This is a genomic window from Streptomyces sp. NBC_01017, assembly GCF_045162795.1.
Lineage (GTDB): Bacteria > Actinomycetota > Actinomycetes > Streptomycetales > Streptomycetaceae > Streptomyces > Streptomyces machairae.
Map to the genome: position 1 here is coordinate 6434570 of NZ_CP108683.1, position 24204 is coordinate 6458773.

The following is a 24204-nucleotide window of genomic DNA, read 5'->3' on the forward strand; positions in this document are numbered from 1 at the left end:
CGCCCCTGCGGGGCGTTGCTGTCAGGTCTCCTCTTCACGGGCCCGGGACGCGCGTGAGCCCACCAGGAGCAGGCACAGGACCGCCACGCCCGCGACGACCCCGGTCAGGAGCAGCAAAGGGTCCAGTGGGCGGGCCGTCGACGCGGTGATCTGGGTCCGTGGTGCGGGGGACGGGGCGGTCGTCGGTGTGGGGGTCGGGGACGCCGACTGTGCGGTGGCCCGGTGCGACACGGACGGTGTGGACCGTACCGGTGGGCGCGTCGTCGTCGCTGTCCGGCTCGGCACGGTCGCGTGGTGACCGGACGACTGTTGTCCCGAGGACGCCCCCGCCTCCGAATGATCGTGTGTCGGCGCGGCTGCCGACGTCGCCGGTGCTGCGGCTCGGACCACGATCCGGGCCGTCATGTTGGGGTGGACCGTGCAGTAGTAGGCGTACGTCCCCGGCACGGTGAACGTGAAGCTCCAGCTCCCGCCCTTGTTCAGCATGGGGGAGTGGACGGCGACCGGTGCGGACGTGGTCTTCACGTCGTGCGGTGCGGTGTCCTGGTTGGTCCAGGTCACCGTGGCACCGGCGGGGATCGTCAGGGTCGCTGGGCCGTACGCGTACCCGCTCATGGTCACCCGGTACGTCGCAGCCGACGCCCGGCCGCCCGGCACCACGAACAGCAGCCCGAGCAGGACGGACAGCGCGAGCACGGTCGCCGGGAACGCTCGCCGGGCCGCCCTCACGACAACTCCCCGGCGATCAGCAGCCGCAGCCGGGTGGCCGGCCGCAGCCGCCCGAACCGGAAGCCGGTGGCCCGGCGCAGCAGACGGTACGGCAGCCGGGCGGCACCCACGAAGAGCAGTCGGTCGTCGGCCCGATCGACGACGCGCAGCCGCAGCAGCACCGGGAAGTCGGTGCCGTCGATGCCGAGGTCGCCGGTCAACTGGAGGGTGCCGACGTCCCCGTGGGCATGGTCGTGGTCGAGGGTGAGGACGCCCTTGAGGTGCCGGTCGTCGAACTCGAAGCGGAAGGTGGGGTGTGCGTCGGCGTCGGGCACCGTGAGCGTGGCCTCGGCCGGGGTGAGACGGCGGCGCCGTACCGGCAACGGGCCGTACCACGCGGTGAGTTCGACGAGCGAGCGGCCGGGGGCCACCGTGTAGTGGCCGGGCAGTGGAAGCCGACGGGGTGTTCCGGGGGCGCCGGGCGGGGTCGGGTCTCTGGGCAGGGTGACGGTTGTCATCCCGGTCTCCTTGGGAAGCGGTTCCGGAAGAGGGGCGGTGACGGGACAATGGGGGGAGCGCCGGTCCGGCCGACTGAGCCTCGGCCGGACCGGCGCCCGTCTTCCGCGCGGGCGGTGTCAGCAGCTGTCGGTGAGGAAGCCCTCGGTGGGGGCGAGCAGGTGCTCGGCCCAGACCGTGTGCATCTGCACGTAGCTGTCGGCGTTCAGCAGGTCGGCGACCTGCTGCCCGGGCGACTCCTCCAGGTGCGCCTTGTTGATGTGGTTCAGCAGCACGCTGAGCGTGTCGTCGAGGATCGTTCCGCCGCCCTCGGTGGTGGGCTTCAGGATGCTCTCGATCCACACCGTGTGCAGTTTGATGTACGAGTCCAGCGCCAGCGCGTCCTGCACCTGCTGGCCCGGGGAACGTTCCAGGTGAGCCGCGTTGAGGTGCTGGAGGATCGGCAGCAGCACGTTCTGGACGCTGGTGCACTGCTCGTCGTCGTCACCGGAGCCACCACCGGACGTACCGCCGGACGACCCGCCCGACGTACCGCCCGTCGAACCACCGGAATCGCCACCGGACGTGCCGCCCGAGCTGCCCCCGGAGCCGGATCCACCGGAGGAGCCGCCGCTCGATCCGCCCGAGGAACCGCCGGACGAGCCACCGGTGGACCCGCCGGACGACCCGCCCGACGACCCACCGTCGTCGGCGGCCACGACCTTCACGGAAGCCACCATGTCCGGGTGCACCGCGCAGTAGTACTCGTACGTCCCGGCGGTGGTGAAGGTGTACGACCACGAGTCGCCCTGCTCCAGCGTGCCCGAGTCGAACTTCTTCGGACCCTTGGTCGTGGTGACCGTGTGCGGCACGCTGTCGTGGTTGCTCCAGCGGACCGTGTCGCCGACCTCGACGACGAGCTGCTTCCCGTCGCCGAACTCGTTGTTCATGATGTCGACCTGGTGGTCGGGTGCCGCGTCCGCCGCCGGCTGGGCCGCCGCCGCGACGGCAGCGGGCGCCTGAGCCGCGCCCGCGTCCGCCGTGGAGGACGCCCCGGAGGCCGAGGTGCCCGCGGCCGCCTGGAGCAGCCCGAGGCCCAGCACCGCGGTCAGCGCCGCGCCGAGTCCGGCGACCAGCAGACCTCGGTTGCCCGAGGGCGCCCGGCGGCGCGGTGCCGCGTCGCTCTCATTACGTCGTTTCAACGCAACTCCTTTGATTTTCATGGGAGTTCACTGGCCAGGGTTGGCCGTGACCAGCAGACTCGTCACGGCCAGCACGACGAGGACGAGCCCCGTCTCGGCCGCGACCGAGTAACCGAAGGGCCGCACGGTGGCGGCGTCACCGCGCAGCAGCACGGCGAGGTCGAGACGGGTGCGCACCCACTGACGGCCGGCGAGGGCGGCGAGCAGGACGACGCCGAGGGCGCCCGTCTTGAGCAGCAGCAGATGCCCGTACGAGGTGTGCAGCAGGGCGTCGTACGACCCCACGACCTGCCACGCCAGCACCAGCCCGGCCGCGACGATGCCCGCCACGCTCACCGCGGCCAGCCGCGAGTAACCCGGCACGATCTGCGCGAGCTCCCCCGCCCGGCGCCGCGGCAGCACCGCCAGCGCGAGCATCACCAGCCCGCCGATCCAGAGCGAGACGCCGAGCAGATGCACGAAGTCGGCGAGCGCGCCCCAAGTGGGCTCACTTCCCTCGGAGTTGTGCCCCGCCATGCCGGTCGCCCGCAGCAGCCCGAAGCAGACGCCGAGCGCGCCGACCCGCCAGCCGGGGGAGCGGGAGGTACGGGGCCCGCCCTGGAGCAGCGCGCTCAGCACCACCGCCGCGAGCACCCACAGCAGGGCGCGGGCGGCGAGTACGACGCCGGGCCCGGTGGTCAGGACATCCGCATACGTCTCGGCGCGCAAGGCATCACGCAGTCCGCCGAGTGCGCCGTACGCGCCCTGGAGGCCGATGGTCGCGACCGACCCCAGCAGCCCGCACGTCCAGGCCAGCCCCAGCAGCGCCCGGGCCCGTGGCTCGTGCGCGCCGCGCGGCCACAGCAGCGTGACGAAGGCGAGGCCTCCGACGAACAGCGCCAGTGCCAGGTATCCGGCCCAGCGGGCGGCGACGAGACCCTTCCGCACCAAGGGGGACGGCGCGGCCGCGGGCTCGTCGCCGCGGTCCTGGGCGGCGGGCGCGCCGATGCCGAAGTCCAGCCGCCCGGAGGAGGCGTGCCCGTCCTCCTCGTCGACCACCGACCAGACGACGGCGAAGTCGCCGTCCGCCGAGTGCCCGAGTGCGGCCTGTACGACCTCGCCCTTGTGCCCCGGCACGAGCGACACCGGGAGCCGGTTGCCGTCCAGGGTCATCACGCGTACGTCGGCCACGTCGACGGGCTCGTCGAAGGTGAGGGTGAGCTGTTCGGGGGCCCGCTTCAGCTCGGCGCCGTTCGCGGGGCTGGAGGTGACGAGCTCGGTGTGGGCGGAGGCCTGTGGGGAGCCGAGGAGGACGTAGAGGAGCGGGGTGAGGACGAGGAGGGCGAGAGTGCGGCTCAGGGTCACGGCGTCGCCTCCGGGGAGGGTGTGATGCCGCCGAGGAGGGAGGGGAGCGGGGCGAGGCCGACGCAGGGGGAGGGCTGCGGGGTCGGGGAGGCCTCGGCGGTGGGGTTCTCGTCGGTGGGGATCTCGTCCGTGGGGTTGAGGAGACCGAAGACGGGCTCGGTGAGGCCGGTCAGGAGCGGTCCGGCGAGCCGGACCTCGCCGTCCTCGCAGGTGGCGTCGTCGTCGGCGGGCGGGGTGGTGCCCGGCGCGGACGGGGAGGGGGCGGACGGGGACGAGGGTGCGGAGGGCGTGGGGGAGCCGCCGTGGCCCGTGTGGCTCGTTCCGCCGGACGTGCCTGTGTGGCCGGTGTGGTCCGTGCCGCCGGGGTAGTAGATGCCGGTGGCCGGCAGTGCTCCGGTCCCGGCCGTGCCCCCGGCGGCTCCGCCCGAGGAGTCGCCCGGTGTCTCCGGCGCGGCGGCCTCGCCGGGGGACGAGGGCGAGGTGGCCGCGGGCGGCGGCGGGGCGGCGGTCGTGTCGGACGCGGTGGCCGGGGCGCCGATACCCGACGCATAGCCCAGCACGACGACCACGGCGCCGACGAGCGCTCCCGCGACCAGTTCGTCACGGTGGTCCTGCGGCCACAGGGCCCGGCGGAACAAGGGCATGGTCACTCCTGGCATGGTCTGTTCAAAACCAGCGAACGACGACCAGTGGAGTGGTGAGCGAATTCCGCTCGGCTACGCCTCAGTTAAACGCCTGTTGCCTGCCTCTCTTTCGGGGGTGGCATCACTGTGAGAACAGGCGACATCGACGTTATTCCGCGCAATGCGGCTGTGTAGAATTCGAGCAGGTGCTTCTCTTTTCCCTCACGCTACTCGAATAGAATTCCATACGGAGTGGCGGTTTCGAGGAGAGCGGCATATGCCGTTGTGTGCGGCCGGTGAAGGCGGAGGGGCGCAGGGAGCGGCTGGGACGGTGGCCGTCGCCCCGGGCGCAGGAGGGCCGGGAGAATTTCCTTGCCGGTCTCCCCGCGGAAAGGGGCTTTTTTCAGGCCGTCGGCCGGCCCATCGCCCGGTAGCTCCAGTCGGCCTTCCGCCACACCTCCGGGTCGAGCGCATTGCGCCCGTCCAGAATGACCCGCGCCGCGGCGACCTCGCCGAGTTCCGCCGGGTCCAGCTCGCGGAATTCCCGCCATTCCGTCAGATGCAGTACGACGTCGGCGCCGCGCACCGCGTCGATCGCGGTGTCGGCGTAGCCGAGGGTCGGGAAGAGCCGGCGGGCGTTGTCCATGCCCTTGGGGTCGTACACCGTGACCTGGCCGCCCTGGAGGTGGATCTGGCCGGCGACGTTGAGGGCGGGGGAGTCGCGTACGTCGTCCGAGTCGGGCTTGAAGGTGGCGCCGAGCACGGCGACCCGCTTGCCCAGGAAGGGACCGCCGCCCAGCGCCTGCCGGGCGAGCTCGACCATCTGCCCGCGCTGGCGCATGTTGATCGAGTCGATCTCGCGCAGGAAGGTCAGCGCCTGGTCGGCGCCCAGCTCACCGGCGCGGGCCATGAAGGCGCGGATGTCCTTGGGCAGGCAGCCGCCGCCGAACCCGATGCCGGCCCGCAGGAACTTCTTGCCGATCCGGTCGTCGTGCCCGATGGCCTCCGCGAGCTTGGCCACATCGCCGTCGGCCGCCTCGCACACCTCCGCCATCGCGTTGATGAAGGAGATCTTGGTGGCGAGGAAGGAGTTGGCGGAGGTCTTCACCAGCTCGGCGGTGGGGAAGTCGGTGACGACGAAGGGGGAGCCGTCCGCGATCGGCGTCGCATACACCTCGCGCAGCAGCTTCTCGGCCCGCTCGCTGCGCACGCCGACCACGATCCGGTCCGGGTGCAGGGTGTCCTGGACGGCGAAGCCCTCGCGCAGGAACTCGGGGTTCCAGGCGAGCTCGACCTCGCTGCCGCCCGGCGCGAGCTCCAGGATGCGGGCCGCGAGCCGGTCCGCGCTGCCGACCGGCACGGTCGACTTGCCTACGACGAGGCTGGGCCCGCGCAGGTGCTTGGCGAGCGACTCGACGGCCGCGTCCACGTAACTCATGTCGCAGGCGTACTCGCCGTGCTTCTGCGGAGTGTTCACGCAGACGAAGTGCACATCGCCGAACTCGGCAACCTCCGCCCAGTCCATCGTGAAGCGCAGCCGCCCGGTGGAGCCCTCGATACCGGCCACGTGCTTGCGCAGCAGCTCCTCCAGGCCCGGCTCGAACATCGGGACCCGGCCCTCGCCGAGCATCTCGATCTTCTCGGGCACCACATCGAGCCCCAGCACCTCGAAGCCGAGCTCGGCCATGGCCGCGGCGTGGGTCGCGCCGAGGTAACCGGTGCCGATCACGGTGATCTTGAGGGCCATGAGGACTCCAGGAAGAAGGACGGGGACATGCGGGCCCGAGCATAGTCGGAGGGTCTGACGGGCAGCTTCCCCGCTGTCGCCAAGCTCACGTATCACTCCCGTGGGCCGCCCCCTAAAATTTGAGTTACTTAACGGTAATTAGCGCCAGCTTCGCACTGACACCACAGCGTCCTTGGAGCGTGAGAGACCTTGGCCGGATCGGCTGACTTCGACCTGTACCGCCCGTCGGAGGAGCACGACATGCTCCGCGACGCCATCCGCTCCCTGGCCGAGGCGAAGATCGCGCCCTTCGCCGCCGCGGTGGACGAGGAGGCCCGCTTCCCGCAGGAGGCGCTGGACGCGCTGGTGGCGAGCGACCTGCACGCCGTGCACGTGCCCGAGGAGTACGGCGGCGCGGGCGCGGACGCCCTTGCCACGGTGATCGTCATCGAGGAGGTGTCCCGCGTCTGCGCGAGCTCCTCCCTCATCCCCGCGGTGAACAAGCTGGGCTCGCTCCCGGTGATCCTCTCCGGCTCCGAGGACCTGAAGAAGCGGTACATGACCCCGCTCGCCAAGGGCGACGGCATGTTCTCGTACTGCCTCTCCGAGCCCGACGCCGGCTCCGACGCGGCCGGCATGAAGACGAAGGCGGTCCGCGACGGCGACCACTACGTGCTGAACGGCGTGAAGCGCTGGATCACCAACGCCGGCGTCTCCGAGTACTACACGGTGATGGCGGTCACCGACCCGACGAAGCGTTCCAAGGGCATCAGTGCCTTCGTCGTCGAGAAGTCCGACGAGGGCGTCTCCTTCGGCGCCCCCGAGAAGAAGCTCGGCATCAAGGGCTCCCCGACCCGCGAGGTCTACCTGGACAACGTTCGCATACCGGCGGACCGCATGATCGGCGAGGAGGGCACCGGCTTCGCCACCGCGATGAAGACGCTGGACCACACCCGCATCACGATCGCCGCGCAGGCCCTCGGTATCGCCCAGGGCGCCCTCGACTACGCCAAGGGCTATGTCCAGGAGCGCAAGCAGTTCGGCAAGCCGATCGCCGACTTCCAGGGCATCCAGTTCATGCTCGCCGACATGGCCATGAAGATCTCGGCCGCCCGCGCCCTGACCTACCAGGCAGCCGCCGCCTCCGAGCGCGGTGACGCCGACCTGACCTATCTGGGCGCCGCCGCCAAGTGCTTCGCCTCGGACACGGCGATGGAGGTCACCACGGACGCCGTCCAGCTCCTCGGCGGTTACGGCTACACCCGTGACTACCCCGTCGAGCGCATGATGCGCGACGCCAAGATCACGCAGATTTATGAGGGTACGAATCAGGTCCAGCGCATCGTCATGGCAAGGAACCTTCCCTAGCAGGGTTTTTGCAGGTCAAATGCGGTTCTGAGGGTCCACAGGGACGCTCTCAGCGTTCTGCCCGTTACGGCCCGATCAAGGCCGTTCATGGGCGTCATGCTGGGGGAATCCTGGGGAGCTGACGACCTCAAAACGGCCACTGACCAGCACAAACAACGCAGCCCCCGGCGTGAGGCCGGGGGCTGTTGTCGTGTGTGGATCAGGCGACGTCTGACGCCTCCGCCTCCGTGGGGTCGTCCGCGCCGGGCGTGAGCATGGTCGCGATGGCTGCCCGGCCGCGCTGCTCGGCCCCTTCGAAGATGTAGTGGTAGTGCTCCCTGAGCACGTCAGTGCTGCAGTGACCCATCCAGTCGGCCACGTCGTTCTCGGGGACTCCGGCGTACAGGAGCCGAGACCCGTAGTAATGCCGGAGCGAGTGCGCCTTGCAGTAGGACACCCCGCCCTTGTCCAGCGCCACCATCCAGATCTTCGGGTAGAAGTACGACGCGTACAGGTACCCGGTTCGCGTCACGTTGGGGAAGAGAAGTCGGTCCGGTCCCCATAGGCCGTGGTTCTTGATGTGCCGCCGCAGCTCGAACGCGACGTTGGGCGGGAGGGGGACGACACGCCCCGGCTCTTCCTCGTCCCGAGCCTTGATGTGCCGCCGCTGAAGGGCGCTGTTCTTGCCTGACTCGGTCGCGCCGTCCTCGGTGATCTGGAAGTCCACCCGAAGCGTCTCGGCCTTGAAGTCGATCTGATCGCGCGAGACGGCCATGGCCTCACCCAGCCGAAGCCCACACCCCGCCATCAGCCACAGCATCGCCCGGTACCGGGGAGGGCAGGCGTCCAGCATCGCCAGGACTTCCCGCGTCGTCAGCCGCCGAGCCTTGCTCTTGTGCTCCCGGATCTCCTTGGCACGGCTGCCAGCACCCTTGACCTTCTTGCACGGGTTCCGGCCGATGATCTCGTTGACAACAGCCCAATCCATGATTCCAGCATGAGCACCCCCGTTCTGTACGGTCCCATCGGTCGCGCGGTCCGCAGGATCGCCCCGTTCCTGGAAACGGACCCCTTGGGGGTCTACGTGGCTGCCCTGTCGATGTGGTCGGCCGCCATCGGTGGCACGGTCAAGGTGTCCTCCCGTGGCAACGCGCGGCCCGTGGTGCTGTGGTCCGCCCTGGTGGCCGGAACGGGCAGAGGCAAGGGAACCGCACTGCGGGCCGCCCATCACGTCCTGGACAAGTCTCTGGGGCGGTTCCTGACAACACACACCACGTCCGGGATCACGTCCGGCGCGAGCATGGTCAACCACCTGTGGGAGCAGCAGGAAGCGACCGCCGAGACCGAGCACGGGCGCGACGTGCGTGCTCTGGTGGTGGAAGAGGAATGGTCGGAAGTGCTTCGCAGGGTGAAGCGGGATGCTTCGTTCACGACCAAGCTGCGGGCCGCATGGGACGGCGCCACGATCCGGAACACGACCAAGGAAGAGGCGTAGGAAGTACGCGACCCCGCCATGGTCCTGCACTGCCACGTCACGCCATCCGACTGGACCAAGTACGTCGGCGAGTCGGAGGCGGCCGGAGGCTCGTACAACCGCATCCTTCCCTTCCTGCTCGGGTCGGCCCCGATGCTGGACGACGACCGGGTGAGCCTGCCCGAGGTAGACGGACGGGACCTGTCCGACGCGTACGGGTGGGCGACCGCACGGCCCCGAGTGATCACGCTCGCAGAGGACGCCCGGCCGCTGTGGCGGATCGTGCGCCGCTACGCCCGCATCCTGGGTGAGACCCTGCCCGAGGGGCAGGCCGTGTTCATCGAGCGGACCGCAGAGCAGACGCTCAGGGTCGCGGCCTGCCTGGCCGCCTCCGAGTGTTCCGAGCACATCACGGACGAGATGCTGTCGGCCGCCTTCACCCTGGTTCACCGCTCGGTGCAGGACGCCGTACGCATCACCAAGGGGGCCACGTCCCCGAAGGTGAAGCGGCAGCCGCTCAGCCTTGAGGACAAGGTTCGGGCCCGGATCGAAATGCACGGCGGCCGGGCCACGTCGTCTCAGATACTCCCGTACGTCGGAGCGACTGCAGTAGAGGTCAGGGCACTGCCCGGAATCGTCGTGACCGAAGAACGGCAGAGGGTCGGCCGTCCCGCCGTTGTGTTCTCGCTCGCGGACGACAGTGCCCGTGACACAGAGCGCATGAAACCGGAGGTGGTTGCGGCCGGCCAGCGGGCAGAAACGGACGGGAATGGAGCCAAGGTCGTTTCGATGGACGCCTACCGCCCGGAACCGACGCAGGCGACGGAGCCCGCGCCCGAACCGCAACGGTCGAAACCGCTCGTGGACTCAAACCCCTTCCGCGCGCTGCTCTAACCAACCAAAGGAACAGCCCCGGCCACTGGCCGGGGCTTCTTTGTTGCTTCGACTACTGGGCAGGACAGGCCAGTTCAGGCTTCGAGCGATTCGGGGAGCACGTCACCACAGCCAGAGACGGGTATGAGGGGCGTTCGAGGTAGAACCCGTGGGACACATCACCACCCTCCCCCAACCGCTCATCGGCGGAGTTCACGAGAAGCGTCAGATGGGTGGTGACACGCTCCGCCTCCGAAGCGAACCGGGGCGCGTACTCCGCCAAGCGCTCCCCGAGCCAGGCCGCCGCCTCCTTCGGCTCATCCCACGTTCCCCGAACTAACGAACGCGGCTTGGTCAGCCAATACGCCGTTTCCAGAGGCGGCAGGTCCACGGTTGGAAACTCCGCCGCCACTTCCCGGTAGCGCTGGATCAGTTCCGGCTTGCTTCCGGCCGGAGGCGGCTCAGGATGTGAGGGCCGCCGTAGGGCTTCCTGGTCGAAGCGCTCTTTCGGGCCGGTCCACAGATAGCCGTGATGGTGCAACAGTCCTCCCGTCGGACTCAGTGGTGAAGGGGACCAGTCGGCCCCACCCGTTGGAGAAGGGGGAGGGATGGGGCCGACTGGAGGGGGAGGGTCAGACGTTCAGGCCGAAGCGCGCTGGGTCGATACCCGCCGCGTCCAGTTCCTCCGTGGTGAACCTCAACGGCTGCGCTTCCGGCCTCTTGCTGTCACCCAGCGCCCAAGCGTCCTCACCGATCCGGGCCAGGGTCATGCACCCCTCGGTGCAGGGGCCGCCGCACGCCTTCACGAATGAGGCCCCGTCGATGTCGAGCGTGTACAGGTCGGTTCCGTTCAGCATCACTGCACCTTCCTTCTCAACTGATCGCGGCCATGGCTGACCGCCGCCGCCCATGTCGGGCGGGAGTTCATGGAGGAGAGGGAGAGACTTCAGCGCCTGGAACCTTGGCCGCGTTCCGTGCAACGCCAGCACTCGCATGGCGGCCAAGCGCTTGTGAGCAGTGGCGGAAGATCGTCCGTCGTGGCCACGGCTTGCTCCGGCCCCCAGGTCTGCCCTGAGTCGCGAGAGACCCGCATGGTCATCAGGGGGCGGTCGGCGAAGAGCCTTGAGCCCGTTCCCTTGCTCATGACGCGTGCGCCTCTGCGTGGTGCTGGCGCATCCGTACGTTGGCGTCGGATACGGCGCCGTAGTCGAACGTGGAGCGGGCGTTCTCGCGGGCTACCGATATGGACAGGCAGTCAGCGCAACCGGGTTTGGGTGACGGCTCGCGAGGTGACTCCGACAGGCACGTCCGTGCTGTCGTGTGGGTTCCAGGATCGGAAGTTCCCTCTTCGCTCTCCATGGCGCCATCTTCGGCGGGCTACGGATGCGGCTCTAGCCTGTTTCCTGTTCCCGCAAAAAGTCGTCGCGGATACCTTCGACCAGGCCCCGCATGTGGTCACCCGACAACGCCACCCGTTCGAATCCCTCGAACTTCTCGACGTAGAGACCTGAGGGGCCTCGTGTTTTCCGGACAGGCATCTGACTATTGACTCACGCGACGATTCGCAACTTCTGGTACGCGGCGTGGACTTCGCGGGGAGGACGGTAACCCACCGCCGAGTGAAGGCGTTTGTGATTGTACCAGAATTCGATGTAACGGGTGATGTCCTGCCTGGCGATGTCGCGGGTCAGGTAAGTCACCCTCGAAACGCGCTCGTTCTTCAGGGCGCCGAAGAATGATTCGGCCATGGCATTGTCGAAGCAGATCCCGGTACGGCCGGCAGAACGCCGCAGGCCGAGCTCGCCCAGAACCGCAGCATACTCGGCCGACATGTAGTTGCTTCCGCGGTCCGAGTGGAATATTGCGTTCCTGGCGAGTTTCCTGTTCCGTGCTGCGTTACGGATGGCTCTGGCTATGAGAGGGGTTTGAAAATGGTCGTCCATCGCGTAGCCGACAACCTCCTTCGTGCAGCAGTCGATGACGGTCGCGAGATACAGCCAGCCCTCTCCGGTGGAGATGTAGGTGATGTCCCCGACGAGTTTTTCACCCGGAGCGTCGGCGGTGAAGTTCCGGCCCACGAGGTCGGGCACGGCGGCGGGCGCGCCTCGGGTGAGGCCGAAGCGTCTGGGCTTCGGCTGGCAGGGCTCAAGTCCCAGCTCCCGCATGAGCCGGCGGACCAGCTCCGGGCCCGCGGCGTGGCCCCAGCGATGGAGCTGGGCGTGGATGCGCCGATAGCCGTAGGTGCTGTCGGAATCGTCGAATGCTTTCTTGATCAGCAGTTTCAACTCCTCGCGTCGCTGCGCCGTCGCGGATTTCGGGCGGCCCCGCCAGTCGTAGTAGCCAGATGTGGATACGCCGAGTCGTTCGCACATGAACTCGACGGGATATGCGTACTCCGTTGTGTCGAGTCGCATCTCATCGATGAACTCGTACTTGCTCGCTACCGGGGATCCTTCGCGAAGTACGCTGCGGCTTTTTTCAGGAACGCATTCTCCATCTCGACTTCACGGATACGGCGTTCAAGTTCCTTCAGGCGAGCGCGTTCATCGTGGGACAGCTCGGTACCGGCAGGAGGTTCGTTCCGTTCCTTATGCTTCTTCACCCAGCCCCGGAGGGTTTCGGGGTTCATACCGAGTTCACGGCCGACCTCGGTTACGGTCTTGCTGGAAGCCAGCGCGATCCGGACGGCTTCCTCACGGAACTCAGGCGTGTACTTGCTCGGTGGTGCCACTTCGATTCCTCGTTTCCAGTTCAGACGATCCTATTGGACGCCTGTCCGGAAACTTCGGGGCATCCCAACCAACGTCCCTTGGGTCCGTTACGACTACCTCAGCGTGGACGGTCTCAACCGTGACCATTCGATCGTCGCGGATGACGAACGCATGATTCGCAACGTCGCGCTGCTGAATCTGCAACGGGACTATGCGGATGTCCACATGAGACAGGCGGGAAATGGAAACGATTCGGTCGAGCTGTGCCGCCATCATCTGTGGCGGGACAATGCGCCACCGCAGGACAGGCTCTGTGATTATGAACCGCAGCGACTTGGCGTTGTCGTAGAGGATCGCTTGACGTTCAAGCCTGCCGTTGATCGTCCGGGAGACAGAGTCCTCACTCAGATTGTGCCGTTGGAGAACGGCACGGATGTACTCCGGCGTCTGGAGCAAGCCTGGCACCAGGGCCGGTTGGAACAGCCGGAGCGTGGACATCTGGGCTTCAAGGGCCTTGGCGGCTTGCTGGCCCTTGTGGACTCCGATGCGCTTCAACAGGCGCCATGCCGTTGCCTCCGTTGCCGATGCCCGCGCAGCCTCGGTGTACTCCGCCTTGACCTCATCCGAGACACCGATGGCGGTTAGGATGCGCTCTACGTCCGTCGCGCTGGCCGCGAGCTTCGCGTTTTCAATCTTGGACAGCTTGGACGGAGACATGAGGGCGCTGCGGGCCACCGCTTTGGCCTCCTTGCCGGAAGCTACTCGCAGGGCCCGCAGCGCGGCCCCAAGCTGTGCTCTGTTCACGCCCCGTACTTGGCCCACCATTCCGTGAACGGCTCCGCGTGGGTGAGTGCCGCGTCACGATGCCCAGCGAATTCCGCCGTTCGTTCCGATGACAGAACTTCCGAGCCCAGGTACTTTCCGGCGCCGTCGTAGTTCATCACGGCCACGGACTCGGAGTCGAAGAGCCAGAAGTCAGGTACATTCTGCAGGGGGTTCGGCCTGTCAGTGATGTCCAGAATGAAGAACTCCTCACCCCCAGACATGTTTTTCTGGTACCCCCACCCGAGTTCGAACCTAAGATAGTCCGTGAGCGGGCGGCGCAGAATGTGAACCCGGTAGACCCGTTTCCCTTTTCCGGTGTGTGAGCGGAGTTCTTCGACCCAGCCCGCGTTGTAGTCGTCCGGCTGCGGCTCCCCGGCCAGGAACGCGTGATAGGCATCGACGTTCCCCGACTTGCTGTAGTCGTCGAGGGTTTCGAGCCGGAACGCCTCACGCTGGAACGTGTCGAAGAGGTCGCCGAGGGTCCTAGATGAGGTTGTCACGGATGGCCTTCTGGATCAGTTCCATCGGGATCTCGACCAGGGTTTCGTGAGCGGGAATCTGAAGCCCGTGGTCGGTCGGAGTCTCCCCCTGAACCAAGAGCGTGCCGCGATCCGTCGCGTAGATCGTCGGGCAGTCCTTGATGTCGCACGTGCTGACCAGCTTGGTGACCTTCATGGTCTGGGTTCCCCTCTCCCGTGCTGCTGCCAGTACCCCGCATCTGGGTTGATGCTCCCGAGGCCAGGGCGCGCGGGTCAAGCGATCACGGTTGACGGAACGGGAAACCGCGTAACCTCCCCGGAGCCTGCCGCTCCTCCGGCCGGTCGGGGAGGCTGCCGCCAACACCCCGCCGACCTGGGCAGACTCCTGACGATCATGGGGAAATGCTGGGGATGGCTATGCCAAGAGGGGTGTCCGTACAGGTCAGAGCCGTATGACCTGTAAAGCACGCAGATCTACGAAGACACGAACCAGGTCCAGCGCATCGTCATGGCGCGCAACCTGCCGTAACCCCACGGGATTTGATGGTGAAGGGTGCCCGGATCTCCGGGCACCCTTCACTCATTTGGACCTGTTTCACCGCCTTGCGGCGGAACACCGGCAACCGTGCCCTGTGCGGCATCTGGTGGGAATTGTTCATGTCCGCCCGATGGCGCGGCGCGGCGGGCGGGCGTAGGACGGAAGGGCACGGGGCCCGCACCCGGGCTCCCGCACCCCCCAGGAGGAGCCATGACCCAGCCCCAGACGATGCCCGCGATGAGCAAGGAGATGCAGGACTGCGTCGACGCGTGCCTGAACTGCCACAGCATCTGCGAGGAGACCATGAGCTCCTGCATGCAGATGGGCGGCCAGGCTCAGATGCAGATCATGCGGGCGCTCATGGACTGCGCCGAGACGACCCGTATGTGCGCGGACATGATGATGCGCCGCTCGCCCATGTCGGCCGAGATGTGCGCGATGTGCGCCAAGGCCTGCGAGATGTGCGCGGAGGCGTGTATGTCCATGCCGGACGATCCCCAGATGATGCGCTGCGCAGAGGCGTGTCGCCGCTGTGCCACGACCTGCCGCGCGATGGCGGGGGCCACGATGTGACGACCGTCTGACAGCAGTCGAGGGCACCCCGCCGGGGTGCCCTCGACTGCTGCCGTCGGTGCCTCAGTTGCCCGAGACGGTGACCTTCTCGTCGTTCTTCAGCTGCTCCACCAGCGTCTTCACCTTCGCGGTGTCCCACTGGAGGTTGCCGTTCGCGGAGTTGCCCGAGATCGGCATGTTCATGGACTTGCCGTCACCGCCGCTGACGCCCTTCATCGCCCAGAACATGGACGCCAGGTCCCACAGGCCCATGTCCTTGTCGACGATCAGGGTGTCCAGGCCGGCGCCCATCGTCGGGTACAGCTTGAAGGGGTTCAGGACGGTGCTCGGGGTCGCGACCTGGTTGGCCAGGGCCGAGAGGAACTTCTGCTGGTTCTTCGTACGGTCCAGGTCGGAGCCGGCCAGCGCGTACCGGGTGCGGACGAAGGCGAGCGCGTCCTGGCCGTTCAGGGTCTGCTTGCCCTTCTTGAAGTCCGCGCCGGACTTGGAGTCCTCGATGTCCTGCGGGATGTCGATCTCGACGCCGCCGACGGCGTCCACGATGTTGGCGAAGCCCGCGAAGCCGATCTCGACGTAGTGGTCGATGTGCAGACCGGTGTTGGACTCGACGGTACGGACCAGCAGTTCGGGCCCGTCCTCCGCGTACGCCGCGTTCAGCTTCACCTGACGGCCGGTGCTCTGGTAGAGCTTCCCGGAGTCCGAGCCCTTGTACGAGGGGATCGTGACGTTCGAGTCGCGGGGGAGCGAGATCAGGGTGTCGCCGTTGCTGCCGACGTGCAGGATCATCATCGAGTCCGTGCGCTTGCCGTCGGCGGACCCGGTGTGCAGGTCCTTCTTCTGGTCGTCGGACAGTCCCTCACGGCTGTCGGAGCCGACGATGAGGTAGTTCGTGCCCTCGCCCGCCTCCGGCCGGTCGATGACCATGGACAGGTCGACCTCGCGGTTGAGCTTGGAGTCGGCCCAGAAGTAGGTCGCGACGGAGGTCACCACCAGCACCGTCACCAGCGTGATGGTCGTCACCTTGATACGACGCCGCCAGTTCGGCGCGGGCCGCGGCTCGCGCATCCCGCCGCCGTCGCGGCCGCCCCCGCCACCGCCGTACACCTGGCCGGTGTTGTAACCGCTGTCGTACCCGTCGTCGCCGTAGCCGCCGTGGCCCTGGCCGTTCACGTACGACGGCTGCTGCGGGACCCCGCCGTAGCCCTGGCCGGGGGGCGCCGCCTGGCCGCGGCGGACCTGCCGCATCACGCGCGCACTCTCCGGCTGTGCGCTCGCGCTGCCGCGTCCGTAGCGGTTGCCGCGGTTGTCGTCGGGTGCCTGGGGCCAGTCATTCATGCGCCCCAGTGTGCAGGGCATGGCCAGGTCACTTACAAGGTTCGGCGGAAAATAGAGGCACGGCTGTTGCGAACCCAACACAAAGTCCGCGAATGTCGACGCGGCATAAGGTGGAGGCCATGACAGACCAGGTCACCGCCGCAGAGTCGGGCACTCCGGAGATCCCGGGCAAGCCGACCTCCGCATCCCGCACCACGCTCAGCCACATCATGACCCACAACGACACCAACCTCCTGGGTACGGTGCACGGCGGTGTGATCATGAAACTCGTCGACGACGCCGCGGGCGCGGTGGCCGGCCGGCACAGTGGCGGCCCCGCCGTCACCGCGTCCATGGACGAGATGGTCTTCCTGGAGCCGGTCCGCGTCGGCGACCTCGTCCATGTGAAGGCCCAGGTCAACTGGACCGGCCGGACCTCGATGGAGGTCGGCGTACGAGTCCTTGCCGAACGCTGGAACGAGTCCGCGCCGCCCACTCAGGTCGGCTCGGCCTACCTGGTCTTCGCCGGGGTCGACGCCGACGGCAAGCCACGCCGCGTCCCCCCGGTACTCCCGGAAACCGAACGCGACAAGCGCCGCAACCAGGAGGCCCAGATCCGCCGCACCCACCGCCTGGCCCGCAGGCGAGCCATCAAGGAACTCCGCGAGAAGAGGGCGGCGGAGGGGTACGAGGACTGAGACCCGGCCGGGACCCCGAGGATCCGGAGCCCTGGGACCACGACTGGGAGACCGGCGGCCCCGGCACTCCGGGTGCCTGAGGCCCGACCCGCGCAGGGTCCCGGGACCTGAGGAACCGGATACCGAGTGCGGCGGTCCCGGTCCGTCGACCGTGACGGCCATGGAGCCGTGCGGCTCAGGGCGTTGAAGACTCAGGGTGTCGAAGACTCGGGGCCAGGGGGCTCCGGCCTGAACATTCCGGCGCCGAGCGGTCGGCCGAGGGCCTTGCCCGTCCGCAGCAGTCACGGACGTGCCGGGGCTGCGCGCTTCGCGGCGCCGGGGTCTTTCGGCCGTGGCAGCTGCGGCGCGGATTGCTTCGGGTGTCGAGGGCTCGGGACTGGGTGGTTGCGGGCGCCGAGTGCGGCCGAGGGCCTTGCCCGTCCGCAGCAGCCACGCACGTGCCGGGGCTGCGCGCCCCGAGGCGCCGGGGCCGGCTTTCCGGTGCCGAAGGCATGCGGCGCTGCGCGCGGCGGCTGCTGAGGGTTGCCGTCAGGACAGGGTCCGGCTAGGAGCACCCCGCCTCATCGCCCCGTACCACCGTCGCCTGGCCCTGTGTCGGGTCCTCGGCGCGTACCTTGCGTACCTTTCTGAAGTCCGTCCCGGCGATCACCTTCAGGGTGGGGCCCAGCCCCTTCACGGGGCGCAGTTCGCTTCCCGGGAGTGCGGCTGCCAGGGACTTCGCGGAGCGGTCCCAGCCGGGGTCGTGGGCGACGACCGTGCGCTTCACGGAGCGGTCCGCCGCGGCCGCCGGGCGGCCCGTCGTGCGGAACCCGGCCGCCGCGAGCGCAGCGTCCACACGCTTGCCGAGGTCGGCCGCCGCCGTGCCGTTCTCCACCTGGACGCGGATCTGCTGCGGGGCGACCTCCACCGGGACGGCCCTCCTCTTCGGCCGTTGCGCCGCCAGCGGCTTGTCCTCGCGCAGGGCCCGGAAGAGACGTTCGGCCTGCGAGGTGTTCCACTTCACCGTGGAGCCGAGGCCCTTCACCTCGTACGCCAACTGCCCGATCGGCACCGTCGTGAACTCCGACGACGACGGGGAGAAGTTCCGCATCGCCCGCCCGAGGTCGAGCAGTTCACCCGTGCCGAACCCCTTGTCCGCCCGCACCGACCCCAGCACCGCCCGCGTCACGTCCCGGAACCGCATCGGGTTCAGCAGGATCCCGGACGACGTCGCCCGCTCGATCAGCGCCGCCATGAACCGCTGCTGACGGTGCACCCGGCCCAGATCGGAGTCGCTGTCGACGTGCCGCGCACGGACGTACTGCAACGCCTCCCCGCCCATCAGCCGATGCGTGCCGGCCGGCAGGTCCAGCCCGGTGTAGGAGTCCTTCAGCGGCTCGGCGGTGCAGATCCGCACGCCGCCGACCACGTCCACCGTCTTCATGAAGCTGGTGAAGTCGACCTCCAGATAGTGGTCGATCTTCACATGGGTCATGTGCTCGACCGTGCGCACGGTGAGGTTCGGCCCGCCCTCCGCGTACGCGGCGTTGATCTTGATGGGATGGGCCTTGCGCCCCTCGCCCGCGGGCACCTCGGCGTACGAGTCGCGCGGCAGGCTCACCACGCTCGCCCGCTCCCGGTCCGCCGAGATGTGCACGATCATGATCGTGTCGGTGCAGTGACAGGGGGCGCCACCGAGCCGGTACCTGCGCCGCTCCTCGTCACTGATGCGGTCGCGGCCGTCCGTGCCGACGAGCAGGACGTTCATCCCGTTCCCGGCCTGAGGCCGGTTCTTCATGTCCTTGAACGGGTCCACCCGCGCGATCTTCGCGTCCAGGCTGGTGACCACCGCGTGCCCGATCCCGGCGGACGCGAGGACCACGACGGACAGCGTGGTCACCGCCCGCATGGCCCACCGGGGCCGCCTCCGCCGTACGGGCGCGACCCGCCGCGCCCCGCCACGGGGCGGCTGCGGGCTGCGCTGCGACGGGGCGGAAGAGCGGCGGGGCGGCGTGGGCATGGGGGGATACCTCCGCTGGGGTTGCCCTGGGGGCCGTACGTGGGATCCGTGAGCACCGTAGGCCCATACGATCTGCTGCCCGGAGCACCGGCCCCGGCGGGGCGCACCGGTGTCCCCCGTTCGCGGTAACGTGAGGCCCCTATGAACGCCAATCCCGACGTGCAGCTCCCCGCCGTGTCCGTGATCATGCCCGTCCTCGACGAGGAGCGGCATCTGCGCGGAGCAGTCCAAGCGATCCTCGCGCAGGAGTACGCCGGCGAGATGGAGGTCGTGATCGCCCTCGGTCCGTCCACGGACCGCACGGACGAGATCGCCGCCGAGCTCGTGGCCGAGACGGCGGCTTCGGAGAACAAGCGCGTACACACCGTCCCGAACCCGACCGGCCGCACCCCTGCCGCCCTCAATGCCGCGATCAAGGCCTCGCGCCACCCGATCGTCGTCCGCGTCGACGGCCACGGCATGCTCTCGCCGAACTACATCACCACCGCCGTACGGCTCCTGGAGGAGACCGGCGCGCAGAACGTCGGCGGCATCATGCACGCCGAGGGCGAGAACGACTGGGAGCACGCCGTCGCCGCCGCGATGACCTCGAAGATCGGCGTCGGCAACGCCGCCTTCCACACCGGCGGTGAGGCACAGGCCGCCGAGACCGTGTATCTCGGCGTCTTCCGGCGCGAGGCGCTGGAGCAACAGGGCGGCTACAACGAGGAGTTCATCCGCGCCCAGGACTGGGAGCTCAACTTCCGGATCCGGGAAGCGGGCGGGCTGATCTGGTTCTCGCCCGAGCTGAAGGTGTCGTACCGCCCGAGGCCGTCGGTGAAGGCCCTCGCCAAGCAGTACAAGGACTACGGCCGCTGGCGCCACGTCGTCGCCCGCTACCACGCCGGCTCCATCAACCTGCGCTACCTCGCCCCGCCGACGGCGGTGTGCGCGATCGCGGCGGGCCTCGCGCTGGGCGCCCTGGTCACCCCGTGGGCGCTGGTCGTCCCCGGCGGCTACCTCGCGGCCATCACCGCAGGCTCGCTCCCGGCCGGCAAGGGCCTCCCGCTGAAGGCACGCCTCCAGATCCCGGTCGCCCTCGCCACCATGCACATGTCCTGGGGCTACGGCTTCCTGACCAGCCCGCGGGCCCTGGCGAGGAAGGTCATCGCCTCCCGCCGCCCGGCCGTGCTCAGCGTCGACAGCGCCGGCTGAGCCCGCCGGGCGGGGCGCCCGTCACCACGTGAAGCCCGGGTCCACCTTCATGCAGGCCTTGGTGTCGGAGGCGTTCAGCGCCTCCGCCGTGTCCGGTGTCCTGTCGTCCTGCTTCGGGGCCTTGTACGCCGTCCCCTCCCGCCAGTCCGCGCCGACGACGAGGGTGACGCCCGAGACGTCGGTGGACCTCTCGACCGCGTCGGCCGGGATGCCGAGGGCCTTGGCGAGCCGCTGGGCGTCGCCCTCCAGGTCGGCGCTCGGGTAGCGGATCAGCGTGGTGTCCGCGGTCGGCGTGGTCGAGGAGTCCGCAACGGCCTGCGTGAAGCCCTTGTCGACGAGCAGCCCGGCGACGGTGGTGGCGCGGCCCTGGGCCGGGGCGAGGATGTCGGTGCGGGTGCCGTTCTGCACCTGCACGGCGATCTCGTCGTCCGCCGCGGCCGGATCGGTGGAGGTCTTCTCCTCGGTGGCCTTCTTCTTGTCCTTGCCGTCGAGGGCGATGTCCTCACGCACCAGCCGGAACAGCTTGGTCGCGTCCTCGGTGGGCTCGACGCGCGAACCGACGTAGCGGTTGGGCATCGTCGTCATGGTGATGCGCGAGGTCGGCACCTGCTTGAGCTCGCCGGCCAGGTCGTAGAGCTTGGCCACCGTGCCCAGGCCCGGGTCGACGGTGAGTGCCCTGGTGGCGGCCTCGGCGAGGGCGCGCAGCTTGCCCGGGTTGCTCAGCTTGGCGTTCTTGCGCAGCTCGCGGACCATCGAGTTCATGTACTGGTGCTGCGCCTTGGCACGGGCCAGGTCGCTGCCGTCCTCGAAGCCGTACCGGGTGCGCAGCCACTGCAGGGCCTGCTCGCCCTTGACGTACGTCGTGCCCTTCTCCAGCTTCAGCCCGGAGCCGTGTCCCTGGCTGTCCTTGGAGTGGATGTTGGCGTTCACACAGACGGGGACGCCGCCGATGGCGTCCGCCATGGACACCACGCCCGAGAAGTCGATCATCATGAAGTGGTCGATGTGGATGTCGGTCAGTTTCTCCCACGTCGCCACCGTGCACCCCGGGCCGCCGCGGCCGAGCGACTGGTTCGTCATCGCGCGCTCGCGGGCCTGGTAGACGTCCCCGCTGTCCGGGTCCGTGCACTTCGGGATGTCCACCAGCGTGTCGCGGGGCATGCTGAGCACCGACATGTTGGTGCGGTCGGCCGAGACGTGCAGCAGCATCTGGACGTCGGCGAGGGGCGTGCCGCCGAACGTCTCCTTGGCGCCGCCGAGCTTCTGATTCTCCTTGCTGTCCCGGGCATCCGAGCCGATCAGCAGGATGTTCAGCGGCGTCTGACCGGCCGCGTTCGCCTCGGTCTCGGCAGCGCGGTCCTTGGCGTCGCCGATGTTGAGGTCGTCCTTCTTCAGGTTGCCGTTGAGGTGCTGGTAGTAGAGATACCCGGCACCCGCGGTGCCCAGTATCACCACCGCCAGAACCGTCGCCGACCAGCGCAGGACGCGCCGTTTGCGGGGTCTGCCGTCGCTCCCACGGCGGCCCCCGGAACCCCCGCCACCGTGCCGGCCGCCCTGGTCGGCCGGCGTGGCCTGGTCGGCCCGCGGCGTGAGGGACATGGTGTCCTCCACGGCGGGGGCCTCCCCTCGCACACTGCTCTGCGCCAACTGTCTGCCCTTCCCCACCCTTTGCCCGACACGGCTCCGCCCCGCGCCGGACCTCCCTGTCCGGTGTGGAGCGAACCATGTCGGACCACCCTGTCCGACGTCGGTTCGCAACCTGTCAGACCCCTGTGGACCCGAGCCCGGTTGGCCACGCGTCGGCAAAATTCACGCCCGGCACGGCCGCGTGGTGTGTCGGGCCAACGCCGCCTGACACAACCATGTCTTGTGTCAGACCAACGAGAGTCGGCCACAGTTGCGTTCCCCGCCCGAGTTTCCGTACCGGAGATTCCGTGCCGCGGTGCCGCGGTGCCGCACCGCGGATGCGCGCCACGGATGCCCGGCCGGGGCTTCCGAGCGGAACGGGCCCGCCGCACGCCAAGCAGACGGTCGGACGGGCCCGTTGAGTGACTACTTCGCGCACTCCACCTTGTCGGCCGTGGACTTCTCCACATCGGGTGCCTTGCTCGGAGCCGTGAGCGATACCCCGGCACCCTTGAAGTCCTTGCCCAGCGTCAGCGTCATCGTGGGCAGGCCCTGGGAGTTGGTCACGCTCTTGCCGGGCTTCAATGCGGACCCGGAAAGACCCATGATCGCGGCGAGTGAACGTGCCTGGTCCGCCTGGTCCGGCGCGTACTCCAGCGTCGTCTTCGACAGCGGCTCCGGGGCGTTGCCCGCGTTCTCGGACTTCTCCACGCCCTCCTCGGTCTGCAGCCAGGTGAGGGTCTCCTGGGCGCTGCCCGCGGGCGCTCCGCCGTTGTAGACCTGCACCCGCACATCGGCGGGGTCGGCCTTGCTGCCCTTGAGCCGGGCGGCCACGGCGGCGGCTTCCTTCTTCTTCTGCTCCTTGACCGCGGTGAAGGAGACGTCGTTCTGGATGGCCTGGAAGACGTCGGGAGCCTGGGACTCGCTGAGGACGACGGTGGTCTTGACCTTCTCGGCCGGGTTGTCGATCACCGGAGTCGTCACGAAGGTCAGGTTCTTCGTGTCGAGCTTGCCCAGCTCCAGCCCGAGGTCCTTCAGCTTGTCGATGCTGTCGAGAGCCGAGTCGACGGTGAGCGCCTTGGTGCCCGCCTCGGCCAGCTTGATCATCTTCGACGGACTGGTGAGCGTGTCGTTCGACTTCAGCTTGCGCATCAGCGCGCTGAGGAACTGCTGCTGGAGCCCGATCCGGCTCAGGTCGCCGCCGAAGCCGACGGAGTGCCGGGTGCGGACGAAGGCCAACGCCTGTTCGCCCTCGATGACGTGCTCGCCCTTGGTGAGGTTGAGCTTGGAGTCGGGGTCGTTGATGTCCTTGGCGAGGCACACCTCGACGCCGCCGACCGCCGACGTCAGCGTCTTCACGGCGTTGAAGTCGGCCACCATGAAGTTGTCCGCCTGGATTCCGGTCAGCTCGGTGACCGTCCGCACGGTGCAGCTGGGCGTGCGGCCCTCCTGGCCGAGGCTGGTGTTGAACCGGACACCGGTCTCGCCCGGGATGACCTTGGAGGAGCCGTCCTCCTGCTCCGTCGGGCAGTCCGGGATGTCGACGATCAGGTCACGCGGGATGCTGAGGGCGGTCGCGTTCGAGCGGTCCTTGGAGACGTGCAGCAGGATCGTGGTGTCGGCGTGCCCGGCGCTGCCGGAGTCGCCGTACTTCTCGTTGCCCGCGCCCGTGCGCTTGTCCGTGCCGATGAGCAGGATGTTGATGGCCTTGTCCTTCGAGAAGCCACCGGTGCTCGCGCCGTCGTCGGAGACGGACTGGATGTTGTCGTTGAGGTGCTCGATGTAGAGATACGCGCCCGCGGCGGCGGCGACCACCACGAACGCCATGATTCCGCCGGTCCAGAGCAGGGCCCGCTTCGCCTTGTTCTTCTTCACCGGCCGCCGGCCACGCCGGCCCGGCGGCTCCTCGGGCGCCCCCCTGCGCCTGCGCTGCGACGGGACATCACGGCCCGGCGCGGGACGCGTCTCGCGGGCGGGGGCGGCGGTGCGATTGCGCACGGCACCTCCGGCGCCCGCGCCGCCACCCGCACCCGCGGCTGTCGCACTCCCGGCTGTCGTGCCCCCGGCGCCGCCGGCACGGGATGCCGCTCCTGCCCGGGAGGCAGATCTACGTGGTCCGGGTACCGACGACTGCGGTGCGGAAGGAGCCAGTCGCAGTTCGTATTCGCCGGTATTCGGATTGAGCACCCACTGGTCTGCGGGATCGATGTCGTCCGCCCGCCCACGGCCTTGCGCGTCCACGGTTGTCTGAATCCTCCGTCGGGGCCACGCGGCGCCTACCCCTCCAAGGCGCTCGGGTCTCGGTCAAACAGTGCGCAAGCCTAACTACGGCCGGGCGCACCGGATCGCTCACACTATCCGTCCAGTTCAGCGTCGAGCGACGACGGTGACAAATTCCACTTCCCTACAACTGGGCAATCCGGCTCATTTCTTTGAACTGAGGTTCGTCGACTTG

The 24204-nt window shown here is 68.6% G+C and carries 23 protein-coding genes; 6 read left to right on the forward strand and 17 right to left on the reverse strand.

Annotated features, from left to right (window positions below):
* Positions 1-21 precede the first annotated feature (21 nt).
* From OG331_RS29600 to OG331_RS29625, 6 genes are all read right to left on the reverse strand, one after another.
* The gene (locus OG331_RS29600; RefSeq protein ID WP_406201738.1) at positions 22-729 is read right to left on the reverse strand and encodes a cupredoxin family copper-binding protein; all 708 of its coding nucleotides are present in this window, start codon (positions 727-729) and stop codon (positions 22-24) included.
* Entirely contained in the window at positions 726-1226 is a 501-nt protein-coding gene (locus OG331_RS29605) for a hypothetical protein (protein WP_406201741.1), read from the reverse strand. The genes OG331_RS29600 and OG331_RS29605 overlap by 4 nt, the downstream gene beginning before the upstream one ends.
* A 117-nt stretch (positions 1227-1343) precedes the next feature.
* Positions 1344-2405, reverse strand: coding sequence for a plastocyanin/azurin family copper-binding protein (locus OG331_RS29610; protein ID WP_406201742.1), 1062 nt, complete (start codon positions 2403-2405; stop codon positions 1344-1346).
* Positions 2406-2432: 27 nt separating this feature from the next.
* The gene (locus OG331_RS29615) at positions 2433-3749 is read right to left on the reverse strand and encodes a copper resistance protein CopC (protein WP_406201745.1); all 1317 of its coding nucleotides are present in this window, start codon (positions 3747-3749) and stop codon (positions 2433-2435) included.
* Positions 3746-4393: a hypothetical protein gene (locus OG331_RS29620; protein ID WP_406201748.1), complete on the reverse strand. Its 648-nt coding sequence runs from the start codon at positions 4391-4393 to the stop codon at positions 3746-3748. Before OG331_RS29620 ends, OG331_RS29615 begins: the two co-directional genes overlap by 4 nt.
* A 382-nt stretch (positions 4394-4775) precedes the next feature.
* Positions 4776-6119, reverse strand: a complete 1344-nt coding sequence (locus tag OG331_RS29625) for a UDP-glucose dehydrogenase family protein (protein WP_406201751.1) — start codon at positions 6117-6119, stop codon at positions 4776-4778.
* A 189-nt stretch (positions 6120-6308) separates the two neighbouring features.
* Here OG331_RS29625 and OG331_RS29630 point away from each other — a divergent pair, with 189 nt between their 5' ends.
* Positions 6309-7466: an acyl-CoA dehydrogenase gene (locus tag OG331_RS29630; RefSeq protein ID WP_406201753.1), complete on the forward strand. Its 1158-nt coding sequence runs from the start codon at positions 6309-6311 to the stop codon at positions 7464-7466.
* 199 nt (positions 7467-7665) lie between these two features.
* Here the strand turns inward: OG331_RS29630 and OG331_RS29635 are convergent, their stop codons facing one another.
* Positions 7666-8433, reverse strand: coding sequence for a tyrosine-type recombinase/integrase (locus tag OG331_RS29635; RefSeq protein WP_406201756.1), 768 nt, complete (start codon positions 8431-8433; stop codon positions 7666-7668).
* A gap of 9 nt (positions 8434-8442) precedes the next feature.
* Between OG331_RS29635 and OG331_RS29640 the strand changes: the two genes are divergently transcribed.
* Positions 8443-8940 carry a hypothetical protein gene (locus OG331_RS29640; protein ID WP_406201758.1) on the forward strand — a complete coding sequence of 166 codons (498 nt, stop codon included), beginning with the start codon at positions 8443-8445 and terminating at the stop codon, positions 8938-8940.
* A gap of 18 nt (positions 8941-8958) precedes the next feature.
* The gene (locus OG331_RS29645) at positions 8959-9813 is read left to right on the forward strand and encodes a hypothetical protein (protein ID WP_406201761.1); all 855 of its coding nucleotides are present in this window, start codon (positions 8959-8961) and stop codon (positions 9811-9813) included.
* A 52-nt stretch (positions 9814-9865) separates the two neighbouring features.
* Here OG331_RS29645 and OG331_RS29650 read toward each other — a convergent pair whose 3' ends face one another.
* The 6 genes from OG331_RS29650 to OG331_RS29675 all read right to left on the reverse strand — a co-directional run bounded on the left by OG331_RS29650 (position 9866) and on the right by OG331_RS29675 (position 14003).
* Entirely contained in the window at positions 9866-10333 is a 468-nt protein-coding gene (locus OG331_RS29650; RefSeq protein ID WP_406201764.1) for a hypothetical protein, read from the reverse strand.
* 91 nt (positions 10334-10424) lie between these two features.
* The gene (locus OG331_RS29655) at positions 10425-10649 is read right to left on the reverse strand and encodes a DUF397 domain-containing protein (protein ID WP_406201766.1); all 225 of its coding nucleotides are present in this window, start codon (positions 10647-10649) and stop codon (positions 10425-10427) included.
* Between the two features lie 693 nt (positions 10650-11342).
* Positions 11343-12523 (reverse strand): IS3 family transposase gene (locus OG331_RS29660; RefSeq protein ID WP_406201769.1). Its coding sequence is split into 2 segments (ribosomal slippage): positions 11343-12259 and positions 12259-12523, totalling 1182 coding nucleotides; the frame shifts between segments, so codons are not numbered across the junction.
* A complete protein-coding gene (locus OG331_RS29665; protein WP_406201772.1) occupies positions 12495-13307 on the reverse strand; it encodes a helix-turn-helix domain-containing protein in 813 nt (270 codons plus the stop codon). The genes OG331_RS29660 and OG331_RS29665 overlap by 29 nt, the downstream gene beginning before the upstream one ends.
* Positions 13304-13828 carry a DUF6879 family protein gene (locus OG331_RS29670; protein ID WP_406201774.1) on the reverse strand — a complete coding sequence of 175 codons (525 nt, stop codon included), beginning with the start codon at positions 13826-13828 and terminating at the stop codon, positions 13304-13306. The genes OG331_RS29665 and OG331_RS29670 overlap by 4 nt, the downstream gene beginning before the upstream one ends.
* A complete protein-coding gene (locus tag OG331_RS29675) occupies positions 13812-14003 on the reverse strand; it encodes a hypothetical protein (RefSeq protein ID WP_030298065.1) in 192 nt (63 codons plus the stop codon). Before OG331_RS29675 ends, OG331_RS29670 begins: the two co-directional genes overlap by 17 nt.
* Positions 14004-14555: 552 nt before the next feature.
* Between OG331_RS29675 and OG331_RS29680 the strand changes: the two genes are divergently transcribed.
* Positions 14556-14918 carry a four-helix bundle copper-binding protein gene (locus OG331_RS29680; RefSeq protein WP_328427218.1) on the forward strand — a complete coding sequence of 121 codons (363 nt, stop codon included), beginning with the start codon at positions 14556-14558 and terminating at the stop codon, positions 14916-14918.
* Positions 14919-14981: 63 nt separating this feature from the next.
* Here the strand turns inward: OG331_RS29680 and OG331_RS29685 are convergent, their stop codons facing one another.
* Entirely contained in the window at positions 14982-16253 is a 1272-nt protein-coding gene (locus tag OG331_RS29685) for an LCP family protein (protein ID WP_406201778.1), read from the reverse strand.
* A gap of 119 nt (positions 16254-16372) precedes the next feature.
* Between OG331_RS29685 and OG331_RS29690 the strand changes: the two genes are divergently transcribed.
* Positions 16373-16930 (forward strand): acyl-CoA thioesterase, encoded by a 558-nt coding sequence (locus tag OG331_RS29690; protein WP_328881217.1) that lies wholly within the window; start codon positions 16373-16375, stop codon positions 16928-16930.
* 544 nt (positions 16931-17474) lie between these two features.
* Here OG331_RS29690 and OG331_RS29695 read toward each other — a convergent pair.
* Entirely contained in the window at positions 17475-18929 is a 1455-nt protein-coding gene (locus OG331_RS29695; protein WP_406201782.1) for an LCP family protein, read from the reverse strand.
* A gap of 141 nt (positions 18930-19070) precedes the next feature.
* Between OG331_RS29695 and OG331_RS29700 the strand changes: the two genes are divergently transcribed.
* On the forward strand, positions 19071-20123 hold the full coding sequence (locus OG331_RS29700; protein ID WP_406201784.1) for a glycosyltransferase family 2 protein: 1053 nt from the start codon (positions 19071-19073) through the stop codon (positions 20121-20123).
* Between the two features lie 21 nt (positions 20124-20144).
* Here the strand turns inward: OG331_RS29700 and OG331_RS29705 are convergent, their stop codons facing one another.
* Complete coding sequence (locus tag OG331_RS29705) at positions 20145-21722, reverse strand: LCP family protein (RefSeq protein WP_406201787.1); 1578 nt, start codon at positions 21720-21722, stop codon at positions 20145-20147.
* 453 nt (positions 21723-22175) lie between these two features.
* Positions 22176-23990: an LCP family protein gene (locus tag OG331_RS29710; RefSeq protein WP_406201789.1), complete on the reverse strand. Its 1815-nt coding sequence runs from the start codon at positions 23988-23990 to the stop codon at positions 22176-22178.
* Positions 23991-24204: the final 214 nt, after the last annotated feature.

Bases quoted from the DNA above. Each gene is read 5' to 3' on its own strand.
- OG331_RS29605 (WP_406201741.1), bottom strand. From the start codon at position 1,226: ATGACAACCGTCACCCTGCCCAGAGACCCGACCCCGCCCGGCGCCCCC.
- OG331_RS29620 (WP_406201748.1), bottom strand. From the start codon at position 4,393: ATGCCCTTGTTCCGCCGGGCCCTGTGGCCGCAGGACCACCGTGACGAA.
- OG331_RS29625 (WP_406201751.1), bottom strand. From the start codon at position 6,119: ATGGCCCTCAAGATCACCGTGATCGGCACCGGTTACCTCGGCGCGACC.
- OG331_RS29635 (WP_406201756.1), bottom strand. From the start codon at position 8,433: ATGGATTGGGCTGTTGTCAACGAGATCATCGGCCGGAACCCGTGCAAG.
- OG331_RS29640 (WP_406201758.1), top strand. From the start codon at position 8,443: ATGAGCACCCCCGTTCTGTACGGTCCCATCGGTCGCGCGGTCCGCAGG.
- OG331_RS29645 (WP_406201761.1), top strand. From the start codon at position 8,959: ATGGTCCTGCACTGCCACGTCACGCCATCCGACTGGACCAAGTACGTC.
- OG331_RS29655 (WP_406201766.1), bottom strand. From the start codon at position 10,649: ATGCTGAACGGAACCGACCTGTACACGCTCGACATCGACGGGGCCTCA.
- OG331_RS29675 (WP_030298065.1), bottom strand. From the start codon at position 14,003: ATGAAGGTCACCAAGCTGGTCAGCACGTGCGACATCAAGGACTGCCCG.
- OG331_RS29680 (WP_328427218.1), top strand. From the start codon at position 14,556: ATGACCCAGCCCCAGACGATGCCCGCGATGAGCAAGGAGATGCAGGAC.
- OG331_RS29685 (WP_406201778.1), bottom strand. From the start codon at position 16,253: ATGAATGACTGGCCCCAGGCACCCGACGACAACCGCGGCAACCGCTAC.
- OG331_RS29690 (WP_328881217.1), top strand. From the start codon at position 16,373: ATGACAGACCAGGTCACCGCCGCAGAGTCGGGCACTCCGGAGATCCCG.
- OG331_RS29695 (WP_406201782.1), bottom strand. From the start codon at position 18,929: ATGCCCACGCCGCCCCGCCGCTCTTCCGCCCCGTCGCAGCGCAGCCCG.
- OG331_RS29700 (WP_406201784.1), top strand. From the start codon at position 19,071: ATGAACGCCAATCCCGACGTGCAGCTCCCCGCCGTGTCCGTGATCATG.
- OG331_RS29705 (WP_406201787.1), bottom strand. From the start codon at position 21,722: ATGTCCCTCACGCCGCGGGCCGACCAGGCCACGCCGGCCGACCAGGGC.